Here is a 24162-nt window from a genome sequence, read left to right on the forward strand (position 1 = left end):
CAAGCCCGACCGCCAGCACCTTTCCGACGACCTTTCCGACGATCGAGGAGCCGACCGTGCTGAGCGTCGAGAGGCGCACCGGGCCCGACCTGGGCGCCGACGCCCCCGCCTACCCCGACGCGCAGGTGGTCGACGACGTCCTCGACGTCGCGTTCGACCTCCTGGTGGCGCAGGCGCGCGCGGTCTGACCGGCGGCCGTCCGGCCGGCGGCTGCCGTCGGTCGAGCCTGTCGAGACCACGTGCACGTAGCCTGCTGCCGTGACCCGCACCCCCGCACCGCTCGTCCTTCTCGACCTCGACGGCACGCTCACCGACTCCGCGCCCGGCATCGTGGCGGGCATCCGGCACGCGTACGGCGCGCTCGGGCTGCCCGTGCCCGACGACGCGACGCTGCGCACGTTCGTCGGCCCGCCCATCACCGACTCGTTCGCCGCCCACGGGGTGCCCGCCGAGCGGGTCGCGGACGCGGTGCGCGCGTATCGCGACGTGTTCGCGGCCGGCGGCATGTACGACAACCGGGTGTTCGACGGCGTCCCGGAGGCGCTGCGCGCGCTGCGGGCGGCGGGGTGCACGCTCGCCGTCGCGACGTCCAAGCCCGAGGTCTACGCGCGCCCCATCTGCGACCGCTTCGGGCTCACGGAGCTGGTCGACGGCGTCTTCGGCGCCCCGCTCGACGAGGGCACGTCCACCAAGGCGGACGTCATCGCCAAGGCCTTGGCCACGCTGGGGCGCACCTCCCCGGTGGACCCCACCGAGGGGCCGACGCTCATGGTGGGCGACCGCGAGCACGACGTGCACGGCGCCGCCGACCACCGCATCGGCTGCCTCGGCGTCACGTGGGGGTACGCCGCGCCCGGCGAGCTGGAGCGGGCCGGCGCCCTCGCGCTGGTCGACGACGTCGCCGACCTGGCCGACGCCGTGCTCGGCGTGACGACGGCATGAGCCCCATGGCGGTCACCAGCGGTTGTGGACCTCCTCAGCCCAGCCGGTGAGGCCGGAGAACTCGACCGGCTCACCGCCCGGCGGCGCGAAGGTCCCGGACCAGTGGCCGAAGCACTGGTCGGTGGCCGAGGACAGGACCCCGAGGTTCGTGCGCGAGACCTTGTCGTAGTACGCCTCGAACGTCGCGTCGAGCCCGCCGCCACTGACCCGCCACGGGCGCCGCCACTCGGCGAGGTCGTAGTCCCAGGTCAGCGCCTGCGGGATGTGGTGCAACCGCCCGTCGACGACGACGGCGTTCTCCGTGGAGCCCGTGCCGTCGGTCCAGCGGCCGCCGACCTGGAGCCCGACGGTGCGCCCGCCGGACCGACCCGAGCCCGCGCCCCAGTTCCACCGGACGTCGTACGGCCACCGGCCACGCCCGTGGTCCAGCACCGCCCACGATTCCCCTGCTTCGAGCTCGTGCGTCACCCCCGCCGTCGTGACCGTGCCCCGCGCCGGCCGGGCGACGTCCTTGACGGTGTACTGGAACCGCGTGTCGCTCCACGGCACCACCACGGCGAGCCGCTCGTGGCCCTCGGGCAGCTCGGCGACGACGTCGAGCGCCGCGTCGGCGGTCCGGGCCCGCAGCCGCGTCCCGCCGGCCACCTCGTCGATCGCGACGTCCAGTCCCCGTGCCCGGGCGCGGACCGGGCCGGCCCCGAGCGTCCCGGGCAGGCGGACGCCGCGCGCCGGGATCACCGTCGCGGCGGCGCCGAAGCTCTCCTCGGTCGCCCGGTCCAGGACCCAGACCTCGTGCACGGCGGCGTAGTCGATCGACGAGACGGTGACCGCGAGCAGGTGCGTCGGCGTGACGACGCCCCAGTATTCCCACCGCTTGTTGCGGCCGAGGAACCGGCGCCCGTCGCGGGCGATGCCGTCGGTGTCCACCAACGGGCCGCGGGCCCAGCCGACCGCCCGCCGGTCCAGGCGTCCGTCGGGGCGGGTGAGCGGCAGGCGCTCGGTGAGCTCGGGGAGCGTCATGGGGTCCTCTCCTGTGCGCGGGCGGGCGCCGCGGCAGCCCGCAGGCGGTTGTTGATCTGACGCATGGCGTGCTCGGGCACCTTGACCACGCGGCGGTCGTACGTGACGAGGCCGTTCACCTCGTCCTCGACGTCCGAGAGCTGGGTGTACACGGTGGCGGCGAGCCCGCGCCGGATCGCCGGCACGATCTCGCGGTCGTGCAGGCGCGCGATCGCGCGGGCCAGCGTGTCCTGCGAGCGGTAGCGGCGGTAGCCGAAGACCTTCGACCCCCACGCGTGCCCCGGCTCCGCCAGGCTGTACCCGCCGTACTCGGTGACCGCCAGCACGCGCTCGTCGCCGCCGCGACGCCACCGCCGCGGCACGCGCACGGGCCGGAAGTACACGTGCAGGCTGCGCAGGTCTCCCGCGCCCTGGTCGTGCCATCCGCTGGCGTGGTCGACCGGGCGGGTCGGGTCCAGGCTCCGCACGAGGCCGGCCACCCGCGCGGCGTCGAACTGCCCCCACCCCTCGTTGAACGGCACCCAGAGCGCGATCGACGGGACGTCGCGCAGGTGCTCGATCATCTCGCGCAGCTCGGTCTCGAACTGCTCGCGGCCCCGGGCCGACGCACGCCCGAACCGGCGGTACCGGCCGTCGTCGAGGGCCGGGGCGCCGAGCACCGGCGCGGTGACGACCAACGGGTGGTACCGGCCGCCCCCGTTGACGGCGTCCTGCCAGACGAGCATGCCGAGCCGGTCGCAGTGGTGGTACCAGCGCAGCGGCTCGACCTTGATGTGCTTGCGCAGCATGGTGAAGCCGCTGCGGCGTGCGAGGAGGACGTCGAACTCCAGCGCCTCGTCGGTGGGTGCGGTGTACCCGCCGTCGGGCCAGTACCCCTGGTCGAGCAGCCCGACGGGCAGGTAAGGCTCGCCGTTGAGCAGCAGCCGCGGGTGGCCCGCCGCGTCCCGCCCGACGCCGAACGACCGCATCGCGACGTAGCTGGTGACCCGGTCGTCCCCGAGCGTCACCTCGACGTCGTACAGGAACGGGTCCTCGGGACTCCACGGCCGCACGGGGCCCGCGAGCGCGACGCGCGCCGGCGCGCCCACGGGCAGCGCGGCCGTCGCGACGACGGCGCCGCCCGCACGCACGACGACGTCCGCCGTCGCACCCGGTGCTGCGTGCTCGCCGGCCACCGTCACCTCGACCGCGCCGGCGTCGAGGTCCGGGACGAGCCGGAGCCGGTCGACGGCGACCCGGGGCACGAGCTCCAGCCACACCGTCTGCCAGATGCCGGACTGCGGCGTGTACCAGATGCCGCCGCGCCTGCTCGACTGCTTGCCGCGGGCGAGCCACGCGGTGTCGGTGACGTCGCGCACGGCCACGGTGATCTCGTGGCCGCGGAGCTCGTGGTCGGGTTGGTCGGCGTCCGGCCCCACGGCAGCGGTGACATCCAGCGTGAACGGCAGGTAGCCGCCGGTGTGGCCCCCCACCTCCACACCGTCGACGGCGACCCGGCACGACTGGTCGACCGCCCCGAAGTGCAGCAGCGCCCGCCCGCCCGGCGCCAGCGCGCGCGGCAGAACGAAGCTGCGCCGGTACCAGAGGGACTGGTCCGGTCGCAGCGTGCGCCCCACCCCGGACAACGGGGTCTCCGGGGAGAACGGCACGACGATCCGACCGTCCCAGTCGCGCGGCGCATCGAGCGGGTCGGCTACGGCGCACGGGTCGGCGGCCGTGACCGGGTCCGCGGACGGGGCCGCGAACGGCGTCATCGCGTACTGCCACTGCCCGTTGAGGTTGAGCCAGTCCGGGCGCACCAGCTGGGGCCGCGGGTACTGGGGCAGCGGCGCGCCCGGGTCCACGGCGTCGGTCCACGGCGTGGTGAGCGGGGTCATCGCGGCACCTCCTGGCCTGTCTCTTGGCCTGCCTCCCGGTGTGCCGGCCGGCGCAGGAGCGCGACCGGCACGACGACGAGCACGGCCACGACCGCGGCCGCCGGGAAGATCCACGGCGTCGGCACCTGCTTGACCACGCCGAGGTCGACGTACGTCTCGTTCGCCCCCACGATGACCGACGCCCCGATGAACGGGCCGAGGACCATCGGGACCGCGACCATGGCGATCATCCGCAGGCCCTGCACCATGCCGACCCGGTCGGCGGGGGTCTCGTCGCGCACGCTCGCGGCGAGCGCGGCCGTCGACAGCATGAACCCGCTCATCATGACGATGCCGGCGCCGATGACGGCCCCGGTCCCCCGGGCGACGAACATCCCGAGCAGCCCGACGACGAGTACCGCCACCGCGGGCAGGATCATGCGCTCCTTGCCCACCCGGTCGATGACCCGGCCGCCCAGCACGCTCACCACGGAGGCCGTCACCAGCACCGCGGCGAGCACGAACGCGTACCCGTCGATCCGCAGGTATCGCTGGATGTAGATGATCAGGTACGGCAGGAACACCTGCGTGCTGGTCCCGACCGCAGCCCACGCGGCCAGCAGCAGGTAGAGGCGCGGGTGGCTGCGCATCGTGCCTGGCCGCAGGCCGTGGACCAGCGAGGCGAGATAGCCGTCCGTAGGCGGCCGGACCGCGGCCGGCTCACGCACGAGGAGCTGCGCGAGCACTCCGACCACGGCCGTGACGCCGCCGACGACGCCGAAGAACAGCTCCCAGTGCCCCGCCCGCGTCAGCCCGTCGAGCGCGCCGAACACGAGCAGCATCGCCACCAGGGGCATGATCGCCAGGACGCCGTCGACCCGTCCTCGGTTGGCGGGGGTGGTCGAGTCCGTGACCCAGGCGCTGAACGCCGCGTCGTTCGCCCCGGATCCGAAGACCGACATGGCGCAGTCCAGGACGACGATCGCCACGACGGCCGCGCCGACGCTGGTCACGACCTGCGCGCCGGCGGCGGGAGAGGCGAGCCCGAAGGCGGCGGTGGTGGCGCCCCACAGCACGTACCCGACGGCGATGAAGGGCCGCCGTCGCGCGACCCCGTCGGACCAGGCGCCGACGAGGAAGGTGGCGACCGTCGCCGCGACCGCGGAGCTGGCGACCAGGACGGCCAGGACGTTCGGGTCGGTGGTGATCGTGTCGTAGACGAAGACGTTGAGATACATGTTCTCGACGGTCCAGGCGAGCTGGCCGACAATGCCCACCACCACGACGGTGATCCAGGTCCGCGCTCCGAGCGGGTCGGTGCGGGTCCGCACCCCGGGGACGGCGCGGGTCGGTGTCGTCATCGGCTTCCTTGCTGACGTCGGGCGGGTCGGGCTGGCCTGATCCTAGGGCCCCGTGGCAACGCCCCCGACTTGACCGGCCCGTGCCGCCTCCGCGTCGGACACGCGCCTCGGCACGACGAAGGCCCCGGACCCTGTGAGGGGGTCCGGGGCCTTCGTCACCGCCGGTCGACGCCAGGTTTCGACCCTTCGACGAGCGAAGGACGGCGCCGGCTCAACCAGCGGGTGCGGTCACTCCGCGCCGGCCTGCATCTGGCCGGTCGGGGGCAGGTCGTGCACCGACACGCCGGTCGGGGCGTCGAGCGCCGCGCTCGCGCCGACCGAGACCGGCCCGCGCTCGTGCTCGCCCTTGTCCACCCCGCGGAAGGTGAACTCCCCGAGGAGGCCCTCCCCCTCGCCGTCGACCAGCACCAGCTGGCCGGCCTGGAGCTCGCCGAACAGGATCTTCTCGGACAGCGAGTCCTCGATCTCCCGCTGGATCGCACGCTTGAGCGGGCGGGCACCCAGCACGGGGTCGTAACCCTTCTCCGCGAGCAGCGACTTGGCGGCGGGCGTGAGCTCGATGCCCATGTCCCGGTCGCGCATGCGCTTGTCCAGCTTCGCGATCTCCAGGTCGACGATCTCGATGATCTCGTCCTGCGAGAGCTGCGGGAAGACCACCACGTCGTCGACGCGGTTGAGGAACTCAGGCCGGAAGTGCTGCTTGAGCTCGTCGTTGACCTTCGCCTTCATGCGCTCGTACGACGTCACCAGGTCGCCGCCGGCGTTGAAGCCGGTCTGCAGACCCTTGGCGATGTCCCGCGTGCCGAGGTTCGTGGTCATGATGATCACGGTGTTCTTGAAGTCCACCACGCGGCCCTGCGAGTCGGTCAGACGACCGTCCTCGAGCACCTGCAGCAGCGAGTTGAAGATGTCGGCGTGCGCCTTCTCGACCTCGTCGAACAGGACCACCGAGAACGGCTTGCGCCGCACCTTCTCCGTGAGCTGGCCACCCTCGTCGTAACCGACGTACCCGGGGGGCGAGCCGAACAGCCGCGAGACCGTGTGCTTCTCCGAGAACTCGGACATGTCGAGCTGGATCAGCGCGTCCTCGTCCCCGAAGAGGAACTCGGCGAGCGCCTTGGCCAGCTCCGTCTTCCCGACGCCCGTGGGGCCGGCGAAGATGAACGAGCCACCCGGGCGCTTCGGGTCCTTGAGCCCGGCGCGCGTGCGGCGGATCGCCTGGGACAGCGCCTTGATGGCGGTCTCCTGGCCGACGACCCGCTTGTGCAGCTCGTCCTCCATGTGCAGGAGCTTGCTGGACTCCTCCTCGGTGAGCTTGACCACCGGGATACCGGTGGACATGGCCAGCACCTCAGCGATCAGCTCGTCGTCGACCTCCGCGACGGAGTCGAGGTCGCCCGACTTCCAGGCCTTCTCCTTGTCGGCCCGCTGGGCGGTGAGCTGCTTCTCCTTGTCCCGCAGCCCGGCAGCCTTCTCGAAGTCCTGCTCGTCGATCGCCGATTCCTTGTCGCGACGCGCCTCGGCGATCTCCTCGTCCAGCGCCTTGAGCTCCGGCGGGGCCGTCATCCGGCGGATGCGCAGGCGCGCGCCCGCCTCGTCGATGAGGTCGATGGCCTTGTCCGGCAGGAACCGGTCGTTGATGTACCGGTCGGCGAGCTGGGCGGCCGAGACGAGCGCGGAGTCCGTGATGGACACGCGGTGGTGCGCCTCGTAGCGGTCGCGCAGGCCCTTGAGGATCTCGATGGCCTGTTCGAGGGACGGCTCGTTGACCTGGATCGGCTGGAAGCGGCGCTCCAGGGCGGCGTCCTTCTCGACGTACTTGCGGTACTCGTCGAGCGTGGTGGCACCGATGGTCTGCAGCTCGCCCCGAGCCAGCATGGGCTTCAGGATGGAAGCTGCGTCGATGGCGCCCTCGGCGGCACCCGCACCCACCAGGGTGTGGATCTCGTCGATGAACAGGATGATGTCGCCCCGCGTGCGGATCTCCTTGAGCACCTTCTTCAGGCGCTCCTCGAAGTCACCGCGGTAGCGCGAGCCCGCCACGAGCGCGCCCAGGTCCAGCGTGTAGAGCTGCTTGTCCTTGAGCGTCTCGGGCACGTCGCCGCGCACGATGTCCTGCGCGAGGCCCTCGACGACGGCCGTCTTGCCGACGCCGGGCTCACCGATGAGGACGGGGTTGTTCTTGGTGCGGCGGGACAGCACCTGCATGACCCGCTCGATCTCCTGGCTGCGCCCGATGACCGGGTCGAGCTTGCCCTCGCGTGCGGCCTGGGTGAGGTTGCGGCCGAACTGGTCGAGGACGGCGGAGCCGGACGGCTGCCCCTCCTGCGGACCGCCGGCGGCCACGGGCTCCTTGCCCTGGTAGCCGCTCAGCAGCTGGATGACCTGCTGGCGCACCTTGTTCAGGTCGGCGCCCATCTTGGTGAGCACCTGCGCGGCGACACCCTCGCCCTCGCGGATGAGGCCGAGCAGGATGTGCTCGGTGCCGATGTAGTTGTGGCCGAGCTGCAGCGCCTCGCGCAGCGACAGCTCCAGCACCTTCTTGGCACGCGGCGTGAACGGGATGTGTCCGCTCGGCGCCTGCTGGCCCTCACCGATGATCTCGGTGACCTGGGTGCGGACGCCGTCGAGCGAGATCCCCAGCGACTCAAGGGCCTTCGCGGCGACGCCCTCACCCTCGTGGATGAGGCCGAGCAGGATGTGCTCGGTGCCGATGTAGTTGTGGTTGAGCATCCTCGCTTCTTCTTGGGCAAGGACGACCACCCGACGGGCTCGGTCGGTGAATCTCTCGAACATATGCTGCTCCCTCACGAGCGGCGTTACCTGCACCCCGTCGGAAATGACGGCGGCAGCCTGACCGCTACGACTCTATGCGCTCACAACAGGCCGACACCCCCCGGTAAGCCCATGTTCGCCAGGGGCGTGACGGCGTGCCGGATTGCCACCGGTGCCCGGCACGTCCAGTCTCGGAGCAAGGGGCACCACAGAGGGGGTACCGATGGACGAGATCGAGCAGCCGACGGACGACCTCAGCAACGACGAGGCCCGCCTGGCCCGTTTCTCGGGCGTGGTCGGCGAGGTGAACGACCCGCTGATCTGGGGTCTGGACCTCGAGGACGAGACGCTCACGGGCCTCGCCGACGAGCACGACCCCACGTGCGAGCGGTTCGTGCGGTCCTACCGATGTTTCACGGGCGAGGCGCTCGAGGTCGAGACCCTACGCACGGCCGTGCCGGACGACGACGTCGAGGACGTGGTGCGCGCCGCGTGCAGCGGCGCACTCGCCGCTCCCCTGCACGCCGACATCGCGGCACCCGTCGAGCCCGAGCCGATCGACGCCGACGCCCCCGACGCCCCTGCCCACGGGCCCACGGTCGGGGGTTCGCCCGACTTCGCCGACGGCTTCCAGGACTACCGCAGCGCGATGCAGGCCCTCGTAGCCCGGGTCGACGAGGCCCCGCTCAGCGAGGGCACCTTCGTGGTGGACGGCGACGAGCTGCCGAGCGTGCGGGTCACTGCCCGCGAGACCTGCGCGGTCTACGTCCCGGTGGCCGGCCGTGCCCTCGTGGTCACCGGCCCGGCGGACCTCGTGGACGAGGTGGACGTCGTCACCCATCCCGTCCGCACGCTGCTCCCGGCACCCGGGCGCACCGGCGACGACGGAGGCGCTGAGCCGCCACCGCAGGAGCAGCAGGGCGGGGCCGGGCAGGCGCCCGACCCGAGCGACGACGGGGGGCGGTGACCGATGCACGGAGTCGTCGTCGGTGTGAACGGCGCGTCCGAGGCCGACGAGGCCCTCGACTGGGCGATCGGGGAGGCCGCCTCGCGGCGGGTGCCGCTCACGATGGTCATGGTGGCGCCGGGCAGCGCGCGCGACGCCGACCGCACCGCCCTCGAGCCCGTCCTCGCGCCGATCCGCGAGCAGGCCGGGGAGCTGCTGGAGGCCGCGCTCTCGCGCACGGGCGCCGGCGCGGACGTCGACGCCCGCGCGCACGTCGAACCCGGCCCCGCAGCCGATGCGCTGCTGCACGTGGGCGGCGACGCGGACATGCTGGTGCTGGGCCGGCGCCGGCGGGGCCGCTTCGGGCGGCGCATCCTCGGCTCCGTCTCGACGACGGTCGTGGAGCACGCCGGCGTGCCGGTCACGGTGGTGCGGCACGCCGACGCTGTCGAGGAACCGGAGGCGGAGCCCGGCCGGTCCCCCGGTACCGACAAGACCGGTACCGACAAGACCGGTGCCGACGCAACCGGTGCCGACGCAACCGGTGCCGACGCAACCGGTGCCGACGCAACCGGTGCCGACGGGTCGGGCACCGACGTCGACCCCACGCTGCCGCGCCTCGTGGTCGGCGTGGACACGTCCACCGCGAGCGTGGCGGCGTTGCGCCACGCGGGCGAGGTGGCGCACCGCACCGGCGCCGTCCTGGAGGCCGTGTTCGCGTGGCAGATCACGACGCTCGCCCCGCTACCCGGCTCGTGGGGCTGGGCGCCGCCGATCGACGACTACGAGAACTTCGCCAGGGAGTCGCTCGCCGACGCGGTCACGACCGCCGGGGTGGGCCTCCCGGCGGACCGGCTGCGCGAGCGCGTGGTGCACGGCCAGGCTGCCAAGCAGCTCGTCCTCGCCGGCGTCGGGGCCGGCCGCCTCGTGGTCGGGGCGCGCGGGCTAGGCGGCTTCGACCGGCTGCTCCTCGGGTCGGTGAGCCGGCAGGTGCTCGACTTCGCCCCCTGCCCCGTCACCGTCGTCCGCGCCTGACCGCATCGTTGTGGGCGCGATATCGGGGACTATCCGAGGTCGGATAGTCCCCGATATCGCGCCCACAACAGCATCAGGCGAGCGCCTGGGCGAGGTCCGCGAGCAGGTCGGCGGCGTCCTCGATCCCGACCGAGAGGCGGACGAGGTCGTCGGGCACCTCGAGCGACGTGCCCGCGACCGAGCCGTGCGTCATGCGGCCGGGGTGCTCCACGAGCGACTCGACCCCGCCGAGCGACTCGGCGAGCGTGAAGACCTGCGTCCGCGCGCACACGTCGAGCGCCGTGGCCTCGCTGCCGGTGCGGAACGACACCATGCCGCCGAACCCGGTCATCTGGCGCGCCGCGAGCTCGTGCCCGGGATGGGACGCGAGGCCCGGGTAGATCACCTCGGTCACGGCGGGGTGCTGCTCGAGGAACTCCGCGACCGCGGCCGCGTTCGCCTGATGGCGGTCCATGCGCACGGCGAGGGTCTTGAGCCCGCGCAGCGTGAGCCACGCGTCGAACGGCCCTGCGATGGCTCCGGACGCGTTCTGGTGGAAGCCGACGGCGCCCGCAAGGTCGGTGCCGCCCGCGGGAGACTCGAGGCCGCCCGGGAGCTGGGCGCCCGCCGCGACGACGAGGGCTCCCCCGACGACGTCGCTGTGCCCGCCGATGTACTTCGTCGTCGAGTGCACGACGACGTCCGCCCCGAGCGCGAGCGGCTGCTGCAGGTACGGGGTCGCGAAGGTGTTGTCGACGACGAGGAGCGCGCCCGCGTCGCGCGCGACGCCCGCGAGCACGGCGATGTCGCTGACCCCGAGCAGCGGGTTGGTCGGCGTCTCGACCCAGACGGCCCTCGTCTCGGGCCGCACGGCCGCGCGGACCGCCTCGACGTCGGTGAGGTCCACCGGGGTGTGCTCGACGCCCCACGGGCCGAACACCCGGGTGATCAGGCGGTACGTGCCGCCGTACGCGTCGTCGGGCACGATCACGTGGTCGCCCGGGCGCAGCACCGCGCGCAGCAGCGTGTCCTCCGCGGCCAGCCCCGACGCGAACGCGAACGCGGACCCGCCCGACTCGGCCGCGGCGAGCGCCTCCTCGAGCGCGGTGCGCGTGGGGTTGGCCGAGCGCGAGTACTCGTACCCGCCGCGCAGGCCGCCCACGCCGTCCTGCTTGTACGTGGAGACCTGGTGGATCGCCGGGACCACTGCGCCCGTCGTCGGGTCAGGGTCCTGGCCGGCGTGGATCGCCCGGGTGGAGAAGCCGGTCGTCGTCCAGTCGGGGTGCTCGCTGCCGTGGTCGCTGCTCGGTGTGGTCACCCGGCCAGGGTACGCACGACCCCGCTCAACGGCCCGCGACGAACCCCAGCAGGTCGTGCCGCGTCAGGACGCCCACGGGGTCGCCGCCCTCGACGACCAGGAGCGCGTCGTCGTCGGCCAGCGCGGCCCGCACCGCCTCGACGCCCTCGCCGGCGCCGATGAGCGGGAAGGGCGCCTGCATGTGCGCGTCCACGCGGTGGGCGAGCGACGCGCGGCCGGAGAACACGGCGTCGAGCAGCGTGCGCTCGCTCACGGCGCCGGCGACCTCGCCGCTCTTCACCGGAGGCTCCGCGCCGACGACCGGCATCTGCGAGACGCCGTACTCGCGCAGGATCTCGATCGCGTCGCGCACGGTCTCGCTCGGGTGGGTGTGCACGAGGTCGGGCAGGCGCCCGTCCTTCGCCCGCAGGATGTCGCCCGCGGTCACGCCCTCTTCGTCGGGCAGGAAGCCGTACGACCGCATCCACGTGTCGGAGAAGATCTTCGAGAGGTAGCCCCGGCCCCCGTCGGGCAGCAGCACCACGATCACCGCACGGGCCGCGGCATCGGCGTCCTCGTCCTCGAGCCGGCGCGCGAGCCGCAGCGCGGCCTCGACCGCCATGCCGCACGACCCGCCCACGAGCAGGCCCTCCTCGCGCGCGAGGCGGCGGGTCATGGCGAACGAGTCCGCGTCGGTGACGGGGATGACCTCGTCGGGGACCCGTGGGTCGTAGGCCCCCGGCCAGAAGTCCTCGCCGACGCCCTCGACGAGGTACGGGCGCCCGTCCCCGCCGGAGTAGACCGAGCCCGCCGGGTCCGCCCCGACGATGCGTACGCGACCGCCCTCGGCCGCCGCGCGGTCGGTCGAGACCTCCTTGAGGTAGCGGCCCGTCCCCGTGATCGTTCCGCCCGTGCCGACGCCCGCGACGAAGTGCGTCACGCGCGCGTCGGTGTCCGCCCACACCTCGGGGCCGGTGGACTCGTAGTGCGACAGCGGGCCGTTCGGGTTGGCGTACTGGTTCGGCTTCCACGCGCCCGGGATCTCGGTGGCCAGGCGGTCGGAGACCGAGTAGTAGGAGTCAGGGTGGTCGGGCGGGACGGCGGTGGGCGTCACGACGACGCGCGCCCCGTACGCCCGGAGCACGTCGCGCTTGTCCTCGCTCACCTTGTCGGGGCACACGAACACGCAGTCGTAGCCCTTGCGCTGCGCGACGAGCGCGAGGCCGACGCCGGTGTTGCCCGACGTGGGCTCGACGATCGTGCCGCCCGGCCGCAGCTCGCCCGAGGCCTCCGCGGCCTCGACCAACTTCAGCGCGATGCGGTCCTTGACGGAGCCGCCGGGGTTCATGTACTCGACCTTGGCGAGGATCGTCGCGCTCAGGCCTTCCGTGACACGGGACAGCCGGACCAGCGGGGTGCCGCCGACCAGCTCGGAGATGTGCTCTGCGTACCTCATGCCCTGATCATGCCCCCCGACGCCGCGCGCGTCGCCGTATCGCGGGAACCTCGTCGCGGCCGCCTCGTCGTCGGCGAGCGCTCACCACCGGTCGCGCGGCGACCCACGGAACGCGAACACCAGCACGCGCACGGCGAGCACGGTGCCGACGAACGCGAGGGTGGCCCCGAGCACCGTGAACAGCGACAGGTCCGTCGCCAGCATCGGGCCGCCCTGGGCCACCAGCAGCACCACGGAGCCCACGACGGCGCCCACCGCGAGGAGCCCCGTGATCACCTGCTGCACCAGGCCGGCGAGGAACGCGCGGTCCGCAGGGTCGGCGAACGCGCGCACCGTGACCGTGAAGCGTCCCTGCTCCAGGTCGCTGACGAGCCGGGTCACCCGGCGCGGCAGCCGCTCCAGCTCCGGCGCGAATCCCAGCAGCTGCTGCGTCACCTTGCGGCGCACGCCCCCCGGTGTCACCAGCCGCGACAGCAGTGGCCGCCCCTGGTCGCGGGCGGCGGCGACGAGGTCGTAGCCCGGGCTCAGCAGGTCGAGCGTGCCCTGGAGCGTAGCGAACGTGCGGAACGCCGCCGCCACCTGCGGCGGCACCGCCATGCCCGCCGCCGTGACCATCGGGACCAGCTTGGCGAACGCCGCGCCCGCGTCCGCCCCCGCACGGAAGCGCAGCAGGAGCTGCCCCACCTCCCGCTCGAGGCGCCGCACGTCCAGGCCCGGGGGCGGGTCGAGCAGCTCGAGGAGGGCGTCCGTCGCGGCGATCGCGTCGTCGCCGTCGACCGCGAGGAGCAGCGCGCCGAGGGCGATGCGCTCGGGCTCGCCCAGGCGCCCGACGGACCCCATGTCGAGCAGGCCGAGACCGCCCTCGGCCGTGACGAGCACGTTGCCGGGGTGCAGGTCGGCGTGGAAGGTGCCGGCCACGAGCAGCTGGTCGACCGCGGCGCGCAGCATCCGGTCCGCGAGCTCCGACCGGGTCGCGGAGTCGAAACCGGACAGGAGGTCCTGCGCCTGGCCCACCGGCGTCCCGTCCAGGCGCTCCTGCACCAGCAGCGTGTCGCTCGACGGCCCCTCCACGACCTCCGGCACCACGACCAACGGTCCCGACGACCTGCCGTCGCGCGTCACAACGTCCAGAGCCGCGCGCAGCGCCCGCGTGTTCTCCGCCTCGACGCCGTAGTCGAGCTCCTCGCGCAGGGAGGCCGCGAAGCCGTCCGCCAGGGCGATCACGCCGAGGCTGCGCCCCCAGCCCGTGTCCCGCTCGAGGCGGCGGGCCAGCTGGCGCAGGATCGCGAGGTCCACGGCCACCTGCTCGCGCGCCCCGGGCCGCTGCACCTTCACCACGACCTCCCGGCCGTCGAGGAGCCGGGCGGAGTGCACCTGCCCGACCGACGCGGACGCGATGGGGTCGGGTTCGAAGGCGGCGAAGACCTCGGTCACCGGGCGGCCGAGCGACGCCTCGACGACGCGCTCCACCCGCTCCCACGGCGCGGGCGGCACGTCGCTCTGCAGCGTGGCGAGCGTCTCCGTGATGGCGTCGGGCAGCAGGTCCCGCCGGGTGGAGAGCATCTGACCGAACTTCACGAAGGTGACGCCGGCGTCGCTGAGGGTGTCGCGCAGCGCGACGGCGAGGCGGCGCGTGTCGTGGCGGGACGTCGCCATCCGGTGCGTCTGGTGCGTCCGGCCGAACGCGCCGCCCAGCCCGTGCCGGACGGCGATCGCCACGACCTGCGCGTAGCGCCGCGTCTCGCGCCGCCCCTGCCGCAGCTGCCGGACGGCGCGCCACGGGGTGGGCAGCGTGCCGGTGGGCACCAGCAGCTCGAGCACCAGGAGCGCGCACAGGCCGAGCACGAACGCCCACGCGAAGGCGAGCGCCACCACGACGAGCCCCACCCACGGCGCCACCGTCAGCGTGCCGTCGTCTCCCCACCATCCCGCCGACTGCAGGGCGCCGGCGAGGACGCCCGACGCGCCGGTGATCACGACCAGCGACACGAGCGTCGCCCGGATCCACCCCACGGGCGCGCCCATCACGCGTCGTGACGTCCAGGCGAGCAGCACGATCATCACGGCGGTCGACAGGAACGCGAGGATCCCGCCGACCACGCCGGTCACCGCTGACATGGCGTCTCCATAGCGCCCACTCTCCCGGACACGACCGGCCCACGCCGTGCCGAACGGGCAGTTGCGCTCGTTCTCGGCGTTCAGAACGAGCGCAACGGCATGTTCGGCGTCGGGTGCGGGGGCTTTGTCAGGCGCGCGCGGCCCAGGTGGCGAGGCCGATCGCGACGACGTCCTCGGCGAGCGCGGCAGGCAGGTCTGGCCACCCGCGGCTCGCGACGGCCGACCGCCAGGCCGCTCCCGTCCCGGTGCCGACGGCCCCGCCTACGGCGCCCGCGACCACCGCGACCACCGTGGATGCCGGCAAGGCGTGGTGCCGGAGCCCGAGGAGCAGGCCGCCGACTGCGCCGCTCACGACCCGCGCCTCGGGCCCGGGCCGGTCGAGCCGGCTCGGCGTGGCCGGCAGCTTGTCGCCGACCAGCTCCCCGGCCACCGCGAGCCCGGCGACCCACCGCGCGGTGGCTGCGGGCCGGCGGAGCCCGTGGTTGGGCAGCCGGTGGGCCGGGGCCGGGCCGACCAGCGGGGCGGCGATCCCGAGCGTGGAACGCGAGCCGGCGGCGAGGCCGAGCGCCAGGGCCCGGAGAGCGAGCGGAGCGGTCATGCGCCCACTCTGGCACCGCCCCGCCCGCACCGCCTTTCCGCCCCCACCCAGGTGCCGAACAGGCGGTTGACACCGTTATCGCGCGTTGTAGGCGCCGATAACGGTGTCAACCGCCTGTTCGGCGATCGGGTGCTGCTGCGCCATGACCTGCGACGACGGGCGAAGGTGTGAGACCCGCACCCGGCGGGCGGGCCCACCGGCCGGACGCAGGGCGGGTCAGTCGGTGACGACCACCAGGCCCAGGCGCTCCGCGAGCGCGATGGCCTGCGCCGGGTCCACGACCGCCCCGTCCAGCCGCGCGTTCAGCGGGTCGACGGCGGACAGGTCGCTGCCCCGCAGCGTGGCCCCGCGCAGGTCGGCGTCGTTGAGCATGGCGCCCGACAGGTCGACGCCCAGCACCGTGGCGCCCGACAGCCGCACCCCCTCGAGGTCCGCCTCGCGCATCCGCACGCCCTCCAGGTGCACGCCCTCGAGCGACGCGCGCCGCAGCGACACGAAGGACCAGTCGCCGCGCTCCACCCGCACCAGGTCGAACCGGCAGTCGTCGAACCGCGACCCGACCAGCTTGCACCGCTCGAACGCCGCATCGAAGAGGTTCACCCGGCTGAACGTGCACCCGGTGAACGCGCACTCCGTCCACGCCGAGGCGTTGAGCCGCCCACCTCGGAACGTGCACGCGTCGAAGGTCGCGCCCGTTGCCGTCGCCTCCGTGAGGTCGACGTCCACCAGCTCGACCCGCTCCAGCACCAGCCCCGACAGGTCCCGGCCGTACCAGTCCGCGGCCCGCACGGTGCTCCCCGGCTCGATGTCGCCCGGATCAGTGCTGCCGGGACTGCTGCCGGGACTGCTGCCGGGATTGGTGCCGGGGCTGCTGCCGGGATTGGTGCCGCCCCGCTCGAAGTCGCTCATCGCCCGCACGCTAACGGCCGCCGCCGACGCCCACCGCGAGGTAGTGCGAAATCCCGCGAGGTAGTCCGTAAAACTGGTAGCTCGCGGGGACTGCGGCCGGGTGACACTGGATCCATGTCGCAGCACCCCCGAGGCCTCCTGCTCACGCCGGGCGCGGGCGCGAGCCGCGACCACCACGCGCTCGTCGCGGTGGAGCACGCGCTGGCCGAGCTCGACCCGCCCGTGGCGACGGAGCGGGTCGACTTCCCGTACCGCCTGGCGGGCAAGCGGATGCCGGACCGGCCGCCGGTGGCGGTCGCGCACCTGCGCGACGAGGCTGCCCGGTTCGCCGCGTCCCTCGACGTCGGCACCGACCGGCTGCTGCTGGGCGGGCGGTCGTACGGCGGGCGCATGTGCTCGATGGCGGTGGCGGAGGGCCTGCCCGCTGCGGGTCTCGTGCTGCTCAGCTACCCGCTGCACCCGCCGGGCAAGCCGGAGCGGCTGCGGGTGGAGCACCTGTCGGACGTCACGGTGCCGGTGCTGTTCGTCTCGGGCGACCGCGACCCGTTCGGCACGCCGGAGGAGCTGGCGGAGCACGCGGCCGCGATCCCCGGGCCCGTGACGCTCGTGACCCTGCCGGGGGCGCACGACGTCAGGGGCAAGGACCACGACGTCGCGGCGGCCGTCGCGGACTGGGTGCGTGCCCTCGCTGGTTGATCCGCTCGCTGGTTGAGCGCCCTCGCTGGTTGAGCCTGTCGAAACCCCGCGACCTTGGTTTCGACAGGCTCAACCAGCGGACGAGTTTCGACAGGCTCAACCAGCGGACGAGTTCCGACAGGCTCAACCAGCGGACGAGTTCCGACAGGGCTCAACCAGCGGCCGGGGAGGGGGGCTGAGCCGGGTACTCGGCGGGCTTCTTGCCGAGCTCGACGGCGATCTCGTGCCGCCCCGCCAGGATGTGCGGCCGTTCCTCGTCGCGCTCGCGCAGGGCGTCGGCCTGCAGCTCGGGCGACAGGTGGTCCCAGTAGAGGGTGCCGTCCAGGTGCTGGCTCTCGTGGATGAAGCAGCGCGCCAGGAACCCGGACGCCGTGAGCTGCAGGGGCCCGCCGTGCTGGTCGACGCCGCGCACGCTCGCGGCGCCAGGCCGCTCCAACGGCTCGTAGGCGCCGGGCACGGACAGGCAGCCCTCGTCCTCGGTCACCGGCTCCGCGGTCGTGTCGATCTCCAGCACGGGGTTCACGACGTGCCCCACGTGCCGGTCACCGCGCTCGTCCGTGAGGTCGTAGACGAACAGGCGCAGCCCAACGCCGACCTGGGGTGCCGCGAGCCCTACGCCCTCGGCGTTCTCCATCGTGGCGAACAGGTCGTCGATCAGACGCGCGAGCTCGGGGGTGGAGAACGTCTCCACGGCCGCGGCCGGGGCGTGCAGCACCGGCTCACCGATCTCCGTGATCCGCAGCACGCGGCCCCGCCTGGCCTCCGGCGCCTGCGCCGGGTACGGGTCCACCGGCTCGCCCAGCAGATACGTGGTGGGCCGACGTCGACCGAAGCTCCAAGCCATGGCCTTGAGCCTACCGGCGGGCGATCGGCACACCCTCCGCCCACCACCGGCCACGCGGGACGCCCCGGGTCTCCCCTGACCGGCGTCATACCGCAGGTGGACCCCGCCGCGCCGCGAATCCACTCCTGGACCGACGCGCCGGCCCTGCCCCGCGGGAAGCCTGGGGGCCATGACTTCTCTGCTCAGCGCTCGCGGCCTGACCATGCAGTACCCCGGCGGCGGCACGCCCGCCCTCGACGGGGTGAACCTCGACATCGCGCCCGGCGAGTCCGTGGCCGTCATGGGCGCGTCCGGCTCGGGCAAGACGACCCTGCTGCACTGCCTCGCCGGCATCCTGCGCCCGACGTCCGGCTCTATCGCGTTCGCGTCGGCCAAGGGCCCGGTGCAGATCGAGACGCTCGACGACGCGGGTCGCTCGCAGCTGCGACGCGACGAGCTCGGCTTCGTCTTCCAGCAGGGCCTGCTGCTGGACGAGCTGACCGCCCTCGAGAACGTCGCGGTGGCGCGCATGCTCGCGGGAGTGCCGCGCGCCCAGGCCGAGACCGAGGCGGGGCAGTGGCTCGCGTCGCTGGGCCTCGGCGGGCTGGAGCACCGGCGGCTCGGCGAGCTGTCCGGCGGCCAGGCCCAGCGCGTCGCGATCGCGCGGGCGCAGGTGACCGGGGCCCGGCTGATCTTCGCCGACGAGCCCACGGGCGCCCTCGACTCCACCACGTCCGTCGAGGTGCTCGACCTCCTGCTCGGCGCCGTCGCCGGCGGGCGCACCCTCGTCGTCGTGACGCACGACGCGGACGTGGCGCGCCGCTGCGCCCGCACCGTCGTGCTGCGCGACGGGCGCGTCGTGTCCGACACGACTGTCGGCGAGGCCATCGCCCCGGCCGCCGGGGCCGCACGATGACCGCCGCCGTCGCGACCCCCCGCCCGCCTCTCCCGGTAGCCCGGCCCACCGGCCCGATCGGCACGGCCCTGCGCCTGGCCCCGCTGTTCGCCCGGCGGCGCGACGGCGACCGGCTCGCCCTCGCGCTCCCTGTCGCGGCCTTCGCCGTGGTCACGGCTCTGCTGCTGATCGTGCTGGGCGGTGCGCAGTCGTTCTTCGTGGGCGACGACGACCTCGCGTTCACGTACGAGGCGTTCGCGGTCATCGCCGTCGTGCTGCTGCTGGTGCCGCTCGCCACGGTGGGCGCCTCCGCTGCGCGGCTCGCGGCCCGTCGCCGCGACGAGCGGCTGGCGTCCCTGCGGCTGCTCGGTGCGACCACCGGGACCATCACCGTGCTCACCGTGCTGGAGGCCGCGGCGACCGCCCTGGTCGGGGCCGTCGTCGGCCTCGCCGGGTATGCGGCCCTCGCCCCCGTGGTCGGGCTGCTGCGGTTCCGCGGCGAAGCGCTCGGGGCCCAGATGTGGGTGCCGTGGTGGTGGCTGCCGCTCGTCGTGGTCGGTGTCGGGCTGCTCGCCGCGGCGAGCGCCGTCGTGGGCCTGCGCGCGGTCGTCGTCACGCCGCTCGGAGTGCGCACCCGGCAGCGGGCGGGCACCGCCCACTGGGTGCGGGTCGTGATCGCCGCCGGGGTGCTCTTCGTCGGCATGATCCTGATGCAGATGCTCGGCGTGCTCGGGAACCTGGGCGGCGTGGTCGCGATCATCGCCACGCTGGCCGCGATCTTCGGTGGCATGCTCCTGGCCCTCGACGCGCTGGGGCCATGGTTCCTGCGGGTGCGCGCCCGCCGGCAGGCGCGCAAGGCCAAGACGGTGCCCCGGCTGCTCGCTGCGCGCATGGTGCTCGAGGACCCCAAGGCCGCGTGGCGGCAGGTGAGCGGCGTGGCGATGACCAGCTTCGTCGGCGTCTTCGGCGCCGTCGGCCTGGCCTTGACGGAGGTGACGTCGACCGAAAACATGCCTCAGGACGAGCGGTGGCTCATCCAGGACATCGCGACCGGCGTGCTCGTCACCGTCGCGATCTCGTTCCTCATGGTCGCGTGCTCGGTGGGTATCAACCAGGCCGCGAGCACCCTCGACCGCGCGGCCGTGCACGTCTCCCTCGACCGCCTGGGCGTGCCGCGCTCCGTGATGGGCGAGGCGGCCCGGCGCTCGGTGATGTCGGCCCTGTGGATGGTGGCCGGCGGGTCCGCCCTCTGCGCGGCCGTCCTGATCTTCCCGCTGGTCGGGATGGCGATCTTCGTCCAGCCGATCGCGATCGCCACCGCGCTGGCCGTGTTCGCGCTCGGGTTCCTCGCCGTGCGCGGGGCGGCGGCGCTCAGCGCACGCCTCGTGCCGGGCATCCTCGCCCGGCCTGAGCGCGTGCTCTGAGACATTTCGCCGGTTGAGCTTGTCGAAACCTGGTTTCGACAAGCTCAACCGGCGGCGCTGCCGTCGTTCTTCTTGCCCGTCTCGCGCTCCCACGCGTCGAGCTGCTGGGTGAGCGCCCGCGCGAGCTCGAACACCTGCTGCGGCGGGATCCGCACCCGCGACACCACCTTGCCGGGCACCACCCGGCCGGTGACCGTTCCCGTGTCCGGATCGGTCACCGGCTGCGGCGGCTTGGTGGCCGCCACGAAGTCGATGACGAACGACGTCGACGTGTGCCACAGGGACGCGAAGTCGGCCGGGACGCCCCCCTCCAGCTCGCTGGGGACGTCGATCTGGAACTTCACCTCGTTGCTCGCCATGGGCCCACTCTGGCACCGCTGCGCCGGGGAGCGGTCACCCTGGGTCTTCGTCACGTCCGGCAGGGATCCGACGACCTCGGGTTCCACCTGGCCGACTCTGGCATGGCCGATCGCCGCGCCGCCCTGACGCCGTGGTCGCCGCCGGCCTACGCACCCACGACGAAGGCCCGGAACGGCGAGGTTCCGGGCCTTCTGTGCTGAGCTGCCTATCGGAATCGAACCGATGACCTATTCATTACGAGCGCCTGTGGACGGAACCGAGGCCCGGAAATCGGCGTCATCCCGTGTATATCGGGTGCGCTCGACGCCGCTCCTCCACTGTTCGGGGTGCGCGGGGGGTGCGCGCGTGGAGAGGTGGGGACACTCGGAGGCGCCGTACCGATAGCGGAGCACAAGAGGTCGTCGGAGGGCCGGGTCACGGGTGGCCGTAGGCCATCGCGCAGCGACGCCGTAGGCGCCCTTGACGCGGGGTGGAGACGGTCGGATGCTCGGCTGTCGGTGCGGGGCCGGACGGTAAGACGGGGCACGTGCTCGGCCACGGCTACGGGGACGACGACTGTGGGTTTTGGTTCCAGTCATGGAACGGGTGCGCCGGGCTCCTATAATCTTGGCCCTGACCAGCCATGCTGTCTCGATGCCGTTCGGACGGGGATTGGGTGCGGCGGTACCCGGATCGACCTCGAAGAGGAGGGTACGCGGCGGCCGCTCGACCGACAGCGACACGGATGGGGAAGTGATGCCGACACGACCGACCCTGTTCCTGACCGTAGGACTGCCGGGCACCGGGAAGACCACGGAAGCGCGGCGCATTGAGCTTGAGGAGAATGCGCTTCGCCTCACGAAGGACGAGTGGGTGAAGGCCCTTTACGGGCTCACGAACCCGCCGTCTGCGTCGGACGTGATCGAAGGACGACTCATCGAGATCGGGCTGCGCGCTCTTGAACTCGGTATCAACGTCGTCATCGACTTCGGCCTCTGGGGTCGGGACGAGCGATCCGCGCTACGGCAGGCAGCGGCTGACCACGGTGTGGCGGTGGAGTTGCGCTATTTCGAACTCCCACCGGCCGAGCAGCGGAGACGACTTGACCGTCGCCAAGCCGAAGAGCCCCACACGACGTGGCACATGTCCGACGAGGAACTCGCCGAGTGGGCGGCGGTCATCAGCATCCCGACGCCGGGGGAACTCGACGGCAGTGAGCCTTTCGATGGCCCCCCGGCAGGGTTCGCGACTTGGGACGAGTGGCGCACGCATCGCTGGCCAGTGGTGACCTCTCGGTAGCTGGGGCACATCGAGGCGGTTCCGGGGAGACTCGGTGCCGCCTTCTCGTGTGGGCGCGCGGGAGCTCGCGGGGGTGCGCGGCGGGGTGCGCGGAGCGAGCTTGCGAGAGGAGCGCGGGGCCCCGCGGCGCGGGCCCCGCGACCCGACGCCCGCGCGGCGAAGCCGCGCCTTGAAGTCAGTAAGGAAAGTCCTCACGCGAACTGCCGGCCATGCGTTGTCCTGTGCCGGGTGATGTGCGACCTGGCCACGCCGGGTGATGTGCGACATCGGGAGTGATCGGCACCCTGGAGCCGGACGTCGCCGCGGGCGTCCCAGTCTGCGGGGAGGCCGGATTGGCGCTGGTCGTTTTGTCGGTGGTGGAGCAACGTCTGGATGTCGTTCGTGCGGTGTTGGCGGGCGCAGAGGTGAACGAGGTAGCGACTCGTGCCGGGGTGCACCGCGCGACCGTGCACAGGTGGGTGACCCGCTACCTTGCGGGGCAGATCGGCGGCCTTGCGGACCGGTCGCACCGGCCGGTCTCGAGCCCGAGGAAGGTGGACGAGGCCGTCGAGGTGCTCGTGGCCGAGATGCGTCGCGAGCACCCGCGCTGGGGTGCCAAAGATCCGGTTGGAGCTGCTGCGCACGAAAGGCCCGTGGGTGCGCGAGGACATCGTGGTGCCCTCGGAGCGGACGATCGTGCGGATTCTGCACCGCCAGGGGCTGGTGCGGGCCCGCCCGCGCAAGCGGCCCAGGTCCTCGTTCGTGCGGTTCGAGCGGCCCGGGCCAATGCAGCTGTGGGGCATCGACATCGTCGGCGGGATCGAGCTGGTCGACACGACGACCGGGGTGCTGCGGGAGGCGAAGATCGTCACCGGCGTGGATGACCACTCCCGGTTCTGCGTGATGGCCACCGTGGTTGAGCGGGCTACCGGGCGGGCGGTGTGCTTGGCGTTCGCGAAGGCGCTGGCCATGGGGTGCCCGAAGAGGTGATCACGGACAACGGCAAGCAGTTCACCGCCCGGTTCGCCAAGGGCGGGGAGGTGTTGTTCGACAAGATCTGCCGCAACAACGCGATCACGCACCGCCTCACGCAGCCGGCCTCGCCGAATCAGAACGGGAAGGTGGAAAGGTTCCACGGCACGTTCCGGCCCGAGATCTCCGAGCAGGGCCCGTTCACGTCGCTGGCTGAGGCGCAGGGGGCGGTGGACGTGTGGGTGGCGCACTACAACGCCGAGCGTCCCCACCAGGGGCTGGACGAGAAGGTGCCGGTGGTGCCCGCCGACCGGTTCGCCCCGGCCCCGGCAGGCGAGCTGCCGTTGCGGGTCCCGCCCACGCTCGTCCAGGACCGGCCCGGAGGCGTCTTGCCCGGTGCTGATGACGACGGTGTCTTGGACGTCGACGACGCCCAGACGCCGATGGATGTCGTTGAGACTGCGGCGGCCCTCGTCGTGGCCGGTGGTGCGGTCGAGCTGGTCCGGGTCGTGCCGGCCTCGGGGAACCTGGCGCTGTGCGGCAACCAGTTCTGGCTCGGGCCGGACCGGTCCGGGCAGACCGTGCGGTTCTGGATCGACTGCGACTGGGTGCACCTGTCCGTAGCCGGGCAGCGGATCAAGTCATTGCGCTCCCGGTTCACGGACGCCGACCTGCGAATGCTGGCCGCCCGGGGCGCCACCGCCGCGGGGCCCGCGCCCGCCGCCTCCCGGAGCGGTCCCGGCGCCCGCGACGGGCTCACCATCGTGGAGGTCGAACGAACCGTGAGCCGCAACGGGACGGTCTCGCTCGGCAGTCATGTCGTGCTCGTCGCGGACGTGCTGGCCGGGCGCCGGGTCGGGATCTACATCGAGGACGGGTGCCCGCTGCTGTTCTTCGACCCGGGCACCCGCGAACTGCTGCGCTCACGCCCCAACCCGCTGAGTCCGGTCGCGGGCGTTCGTCTGCAGCGCACCCGGCCGCCCGGGCAACCGCCGCGCCCGTCCACCGAGCCGCCGGGTCCAGCGCCGCGTCTCGGCCACCGGCGTGATCGTCGTGGCCGGGCAGAAGGTCTCCCTCGGGCGAATCCACGCCGGGGCCACCGTGACCGTGCACGTCGCCGAGACGACCCTGGCAATCGAGCTGCCCGACGGCGAGACCACCATCGTCGCCCGCACCACCAACCCCGGTGCGGAGCGTCAAGGGCCAACGGCCCCGAACTGTGGCCTCGAACTAGTCCATCGACCAACGGTCAGTCGGATTCCTCTCGCCCCCGCAGGGCGGCGAGAACCCACTCGGACTGCGACGGCAACAGCGCAATCTCGATGATCGCCGCGCCGCTCTGGGCTCGGTAGATCTCAGCCCCGGGGTCCACGGACCAGGACTCGCGCAACCCTGGTGAACGCGACGAATCCCGCTCCAGCCCGGCAACCGGCACGACGACAG

20 protein-coding genes and 1 pseudogene are annotated in these 24162 nt (G+C 73.2%); 10 read left to right on the forward strand and 11 right to left on the reverse strand.

Translation table 11 applies throughout. From position 1 onward, the window contains the following. The first annotated feature begins 56 nt into the window (after positions 1-56). Together AC1C2V_RS07070 and AC1C2V_RS07075 are read left to right on the forward strand one after the other, a co-directional pair. Positions 57-188 (forward strand): hypothetical protein, encoded by a 132-nt coding sequence (locus tag AC1C2V_RS07070; RefSeq protein WP_495388872.1) that lies wholly within the window; start codon positions 57-59, stop codon positions 186-188. A 70-nt stretch (positions 189-258) separates the two neighbouring features. Continuing rightward, positions 259-942: an HAD hydrolase-like protein gene (locus AC1C2V_RS07075; protein WP_495388873.1), complete on the forward strand. Its 684-nt coding sequence runs from the start codon at positions 259-261 to the stop codon at positions 940-942. A gap of 12 nt (positions 943-954) precedes the next feature. Here the strand turns inward: AC1C2V_RS07075 and AC1C2V_RS07080 are convergent, their stop codons facing one another. The 4 genes from AC1C2V_RS07080 to AC1C2V_RS07095 form a co-directional block, all read right to left on the reverse strand. Continuing rightward, positions 955-1962 (reverse strand): DUF2804 domain-containing protein, encoded by a 1008-nt coding sequence (locus AC1C2V_RS07080; RefSeq protein ID WP_495388874.1) that lies wholly within the window; start codon positions 1960-1962, stop codon positions 955-957. Further along, positions 1959-3839, reverse strand: a complete 1881-nt coding sequence (locus tag AC1C2V_RS07085; protein WP_495388875.1) for a glycoside hydrolase family 2 protein — start codon at positions 3837-3839, stop codon at positions 1959-1961. Before AC1C2V_RS07085 ends, AC1C2V_RS07080 begins: the two co-directional genes overlap by 4 nt. Next, the gene (locus tag AC1C2V_RS07090; RefSeq protein WP_495388876.1) at positions 3836-5179 is read right to left on the reverse strand and encodes an MFS transporter; all 1344 of its coding nucleotides are present in this window, start codon (positions 5177-5179) and stop codon (positions 3836-3838) included. Before AC1C2V_RS07090 ends, AC1C2V_RS07085 begins: the two co-directional genes overlap by 4 nt. Before the next feature lie 228 nt (positions 5180-5407). Further along, positions 5408-7975 (reverse strand): ATP-dependent Clp protease ATP-binding subunit, encoded by a 2568-nt coding sequence (locus tag AC1C2V_RS07095; protein WP_495388877.1) that lies wholly within the window; start codon positions 7973-7975, stop codon positions 5408-5410. Between the two features lie 202 nt (positions 7976-8177). On the opposite strand from AC1C2V_RS07095, the gene AC1C2V_RS07100 reads away from it, so the two are divergent. Beyond that, a complete protein-coding gene (locus AC1C2V_RS07100; RefSeq protein ID WP_495388878.1) occupies positions 8178-8921 on the forward strand; it encodes a hypothetical protein in 744 nt (247 codons plus the stop codon). Positions 8922-8924: 3 nt separating this feature from the next. Further along, entirely contained in the window at positions 8925-9935 is a 1011-nt protein-coding gene (locus tag AC1C2V_RS07105; protein WP_495388879.1) for a universal stress protein, read from the forward strand. Positions 9936-10008: 73 nt separating this feature from the next. Here the strand turns inward: AC1C2V_RS07105 and AC1C2V_RS07110 are convergent, their stop codons facing one another. From AC1C2V_RS07110 to AC1C2V_RS07130, 5 genes are all read right to left on the reverse strand, one after another. Beyond that, positions 10009-11232 (reverse strand): cystathionine gamma-synthase, encoded by a 1224-nt coding sequence (locus AC1C2V_RS07110; protein WP_495388880.1) that lies wholly within the window; start codon positions 11230-11232, stop codon positions 10009-10011. Positions 11233-11257: 25 nt separating this feature from the next. Next, complete coding sequence (locus AC1C2V_RS07115) at positions 11258-12667, reverse strand: cystathionine beta-synthase (protein ID WP_495388881.1); 1410 nt, start codon at positions 12665-12667, stop codon at positions 11258-11260. Between the two features lie 81 nt (positions 12668-12748). Then, positions 12749-14785, reverse strand: a complete 2037-nt coding sequence (locus AC1C2V_RS07120) for an ABC1 kinase family protein (protein ID WP_495388882.1) — start codon at positions 14783-14785, stop codon at positions 12749-12751. A gap of 127 nt (positions 14786-14912) precedes the next feature. Further along, the gene (locus AC1C2V_RS07125) at positions 14913-15383 is read right to left on the reverse strand and encodes a hypothetical protein (RefSeq protein ID WP_495388883.1); all 471 of its coding nucleotides are present in this window, start codon (positions 15381-15383) and stop codon (positions 14913-14915) included. Between the two features lie 216 nt (positions 15384-15599). Next, positions 15600-16292 carry a pentapeptide repeat-containing protein gene (locus tag AC1C2V_RS07130; protein WP_495388884.1) on the reverse strand — a complete coding sequence of 231 codons (693 nt, stop codon included), beginning with the start codon at positions 16290-16292 and terminating at the stop codon, positions 15600-15602. Positions 16293-16406: 114 nt separating this feature from the next. Here AC1C2V_RS07130 and AC1C2V_RS07135 point away from each other — a divergent pair, with 114 nt between their 5' ends. Beyond that, positions 16407-16988, forward strand: coding sequence for an alpha/beta hydrolase family protein (locus AC1C2V_RS07135; RefSeq protein WP_495388885.1), 582 nt, complete (start codon positions 16407-16409; stop codon positions 16986-16988). 151 nt (positions 16989-17139) lie between these two features. On the opposite strand, the gene def is transcribed toward AC1C2V_RS07135, so the two are convergent. After that, the gene (gene def, locus AC1C2V_RS07140; RefSeq protein WP_495388886.1) at positions 17140-17832 is read right to left on the reverse strand and encodes a peptide deformylase; all 693 of its coding nucleotides are present in this window, start codon (positions 17830-17832) and stop codon (positions 17140-17142) included. 169 nt (positions 17833-18001) lie between these two features. On the opposite strand from def, the gene AC1C2V_RS07145 reads away from it, so the two are divergent. Together AC1C2V_RS07145 and AC1C2V_RS07150 are read left to right on the forward strand one after the other, a co-directional pair. After that, positions 18002-18727: an ABC transporter ATP-binding protein gene (locus AC1C2V_RS07145; protein WP_495388887.1), complete on the forward strand. Its 726-nt coding sequence runs from the start codon at positions 18002-18004 to the stop codon at positions 18725-18727. Beyond that, complete coding sequence (locus AC1C2V_RS07150) at positions 18724-20130, forward strand: FtsX-like permease family protein (RefSeq protein WP_495388888.1); 1407 nt, start codon at positions 18724-18726, stop codon at positions 20128-20130. Before AC1C2V_RS07145 ends, AC1C2V_RS07150 begins: the two co-directional genes overlap by 4 nt. Positions 20131-20174: 44 nt before the next feature. Here AC1C2V_RS07150 and AC1C2V_RS07155 read toward each other — a convergent pair whose 3' ends face one another. Beyond that, entirely contained in the window at positions 20175-20489 is a 315-nt protein-coding gene (locus AC1C2V_RS07155; RefSeq protein WP_495388889.1) for a DUF3467 domain-containing protein, read from the reverse strand. Positions 20490-21123: 634 nt separating this feature from the next. Here AC1C2V_RS07155 and AC1C2V_RS07160 point away from each other — a divergent pair. The 3 genes and pseudogenes from AC1C2V_RS07160 to AC1C2V_RS07170 all read left to right on the forward strand — a co-directional run. After that, positions 21124-21768 carry an ATP-binding protein gene (locus tag AC1C2V_RS07160; protein WP_495388890.1) on the forward strand — a complete coding sequence of 215 codons (645 nt, stop codon included), beginning with the start codon at positions 21124-21126 and terminating at the stop codon, positions 21766-21768. Between the two features lie 404 nt (positions 21769-22172). Next, complete coding sequence (locus AC1C2V_RS07165) at positions 22173-22631, forward strand: helix-turn-helix domain-containing protein (protein ID WP_495389137.1); 459 nt, start codon at positions 22173-22175, stop codon at positions 22629-22631. 10 nt (positions 22632-22641) lie between these two features. Further along, positions 22642-23084: pseudogene (locus AC1C2V_RS07170) on the forward strand (integrase core domain-containing protein); the annotation flags it as partial. Positions 23085-24162: the final 1078 nt, after the last annotated feature.

The sequence above is a fragment of the Isoptericola sp. Y541 genome (assembly GCF_059445465.1).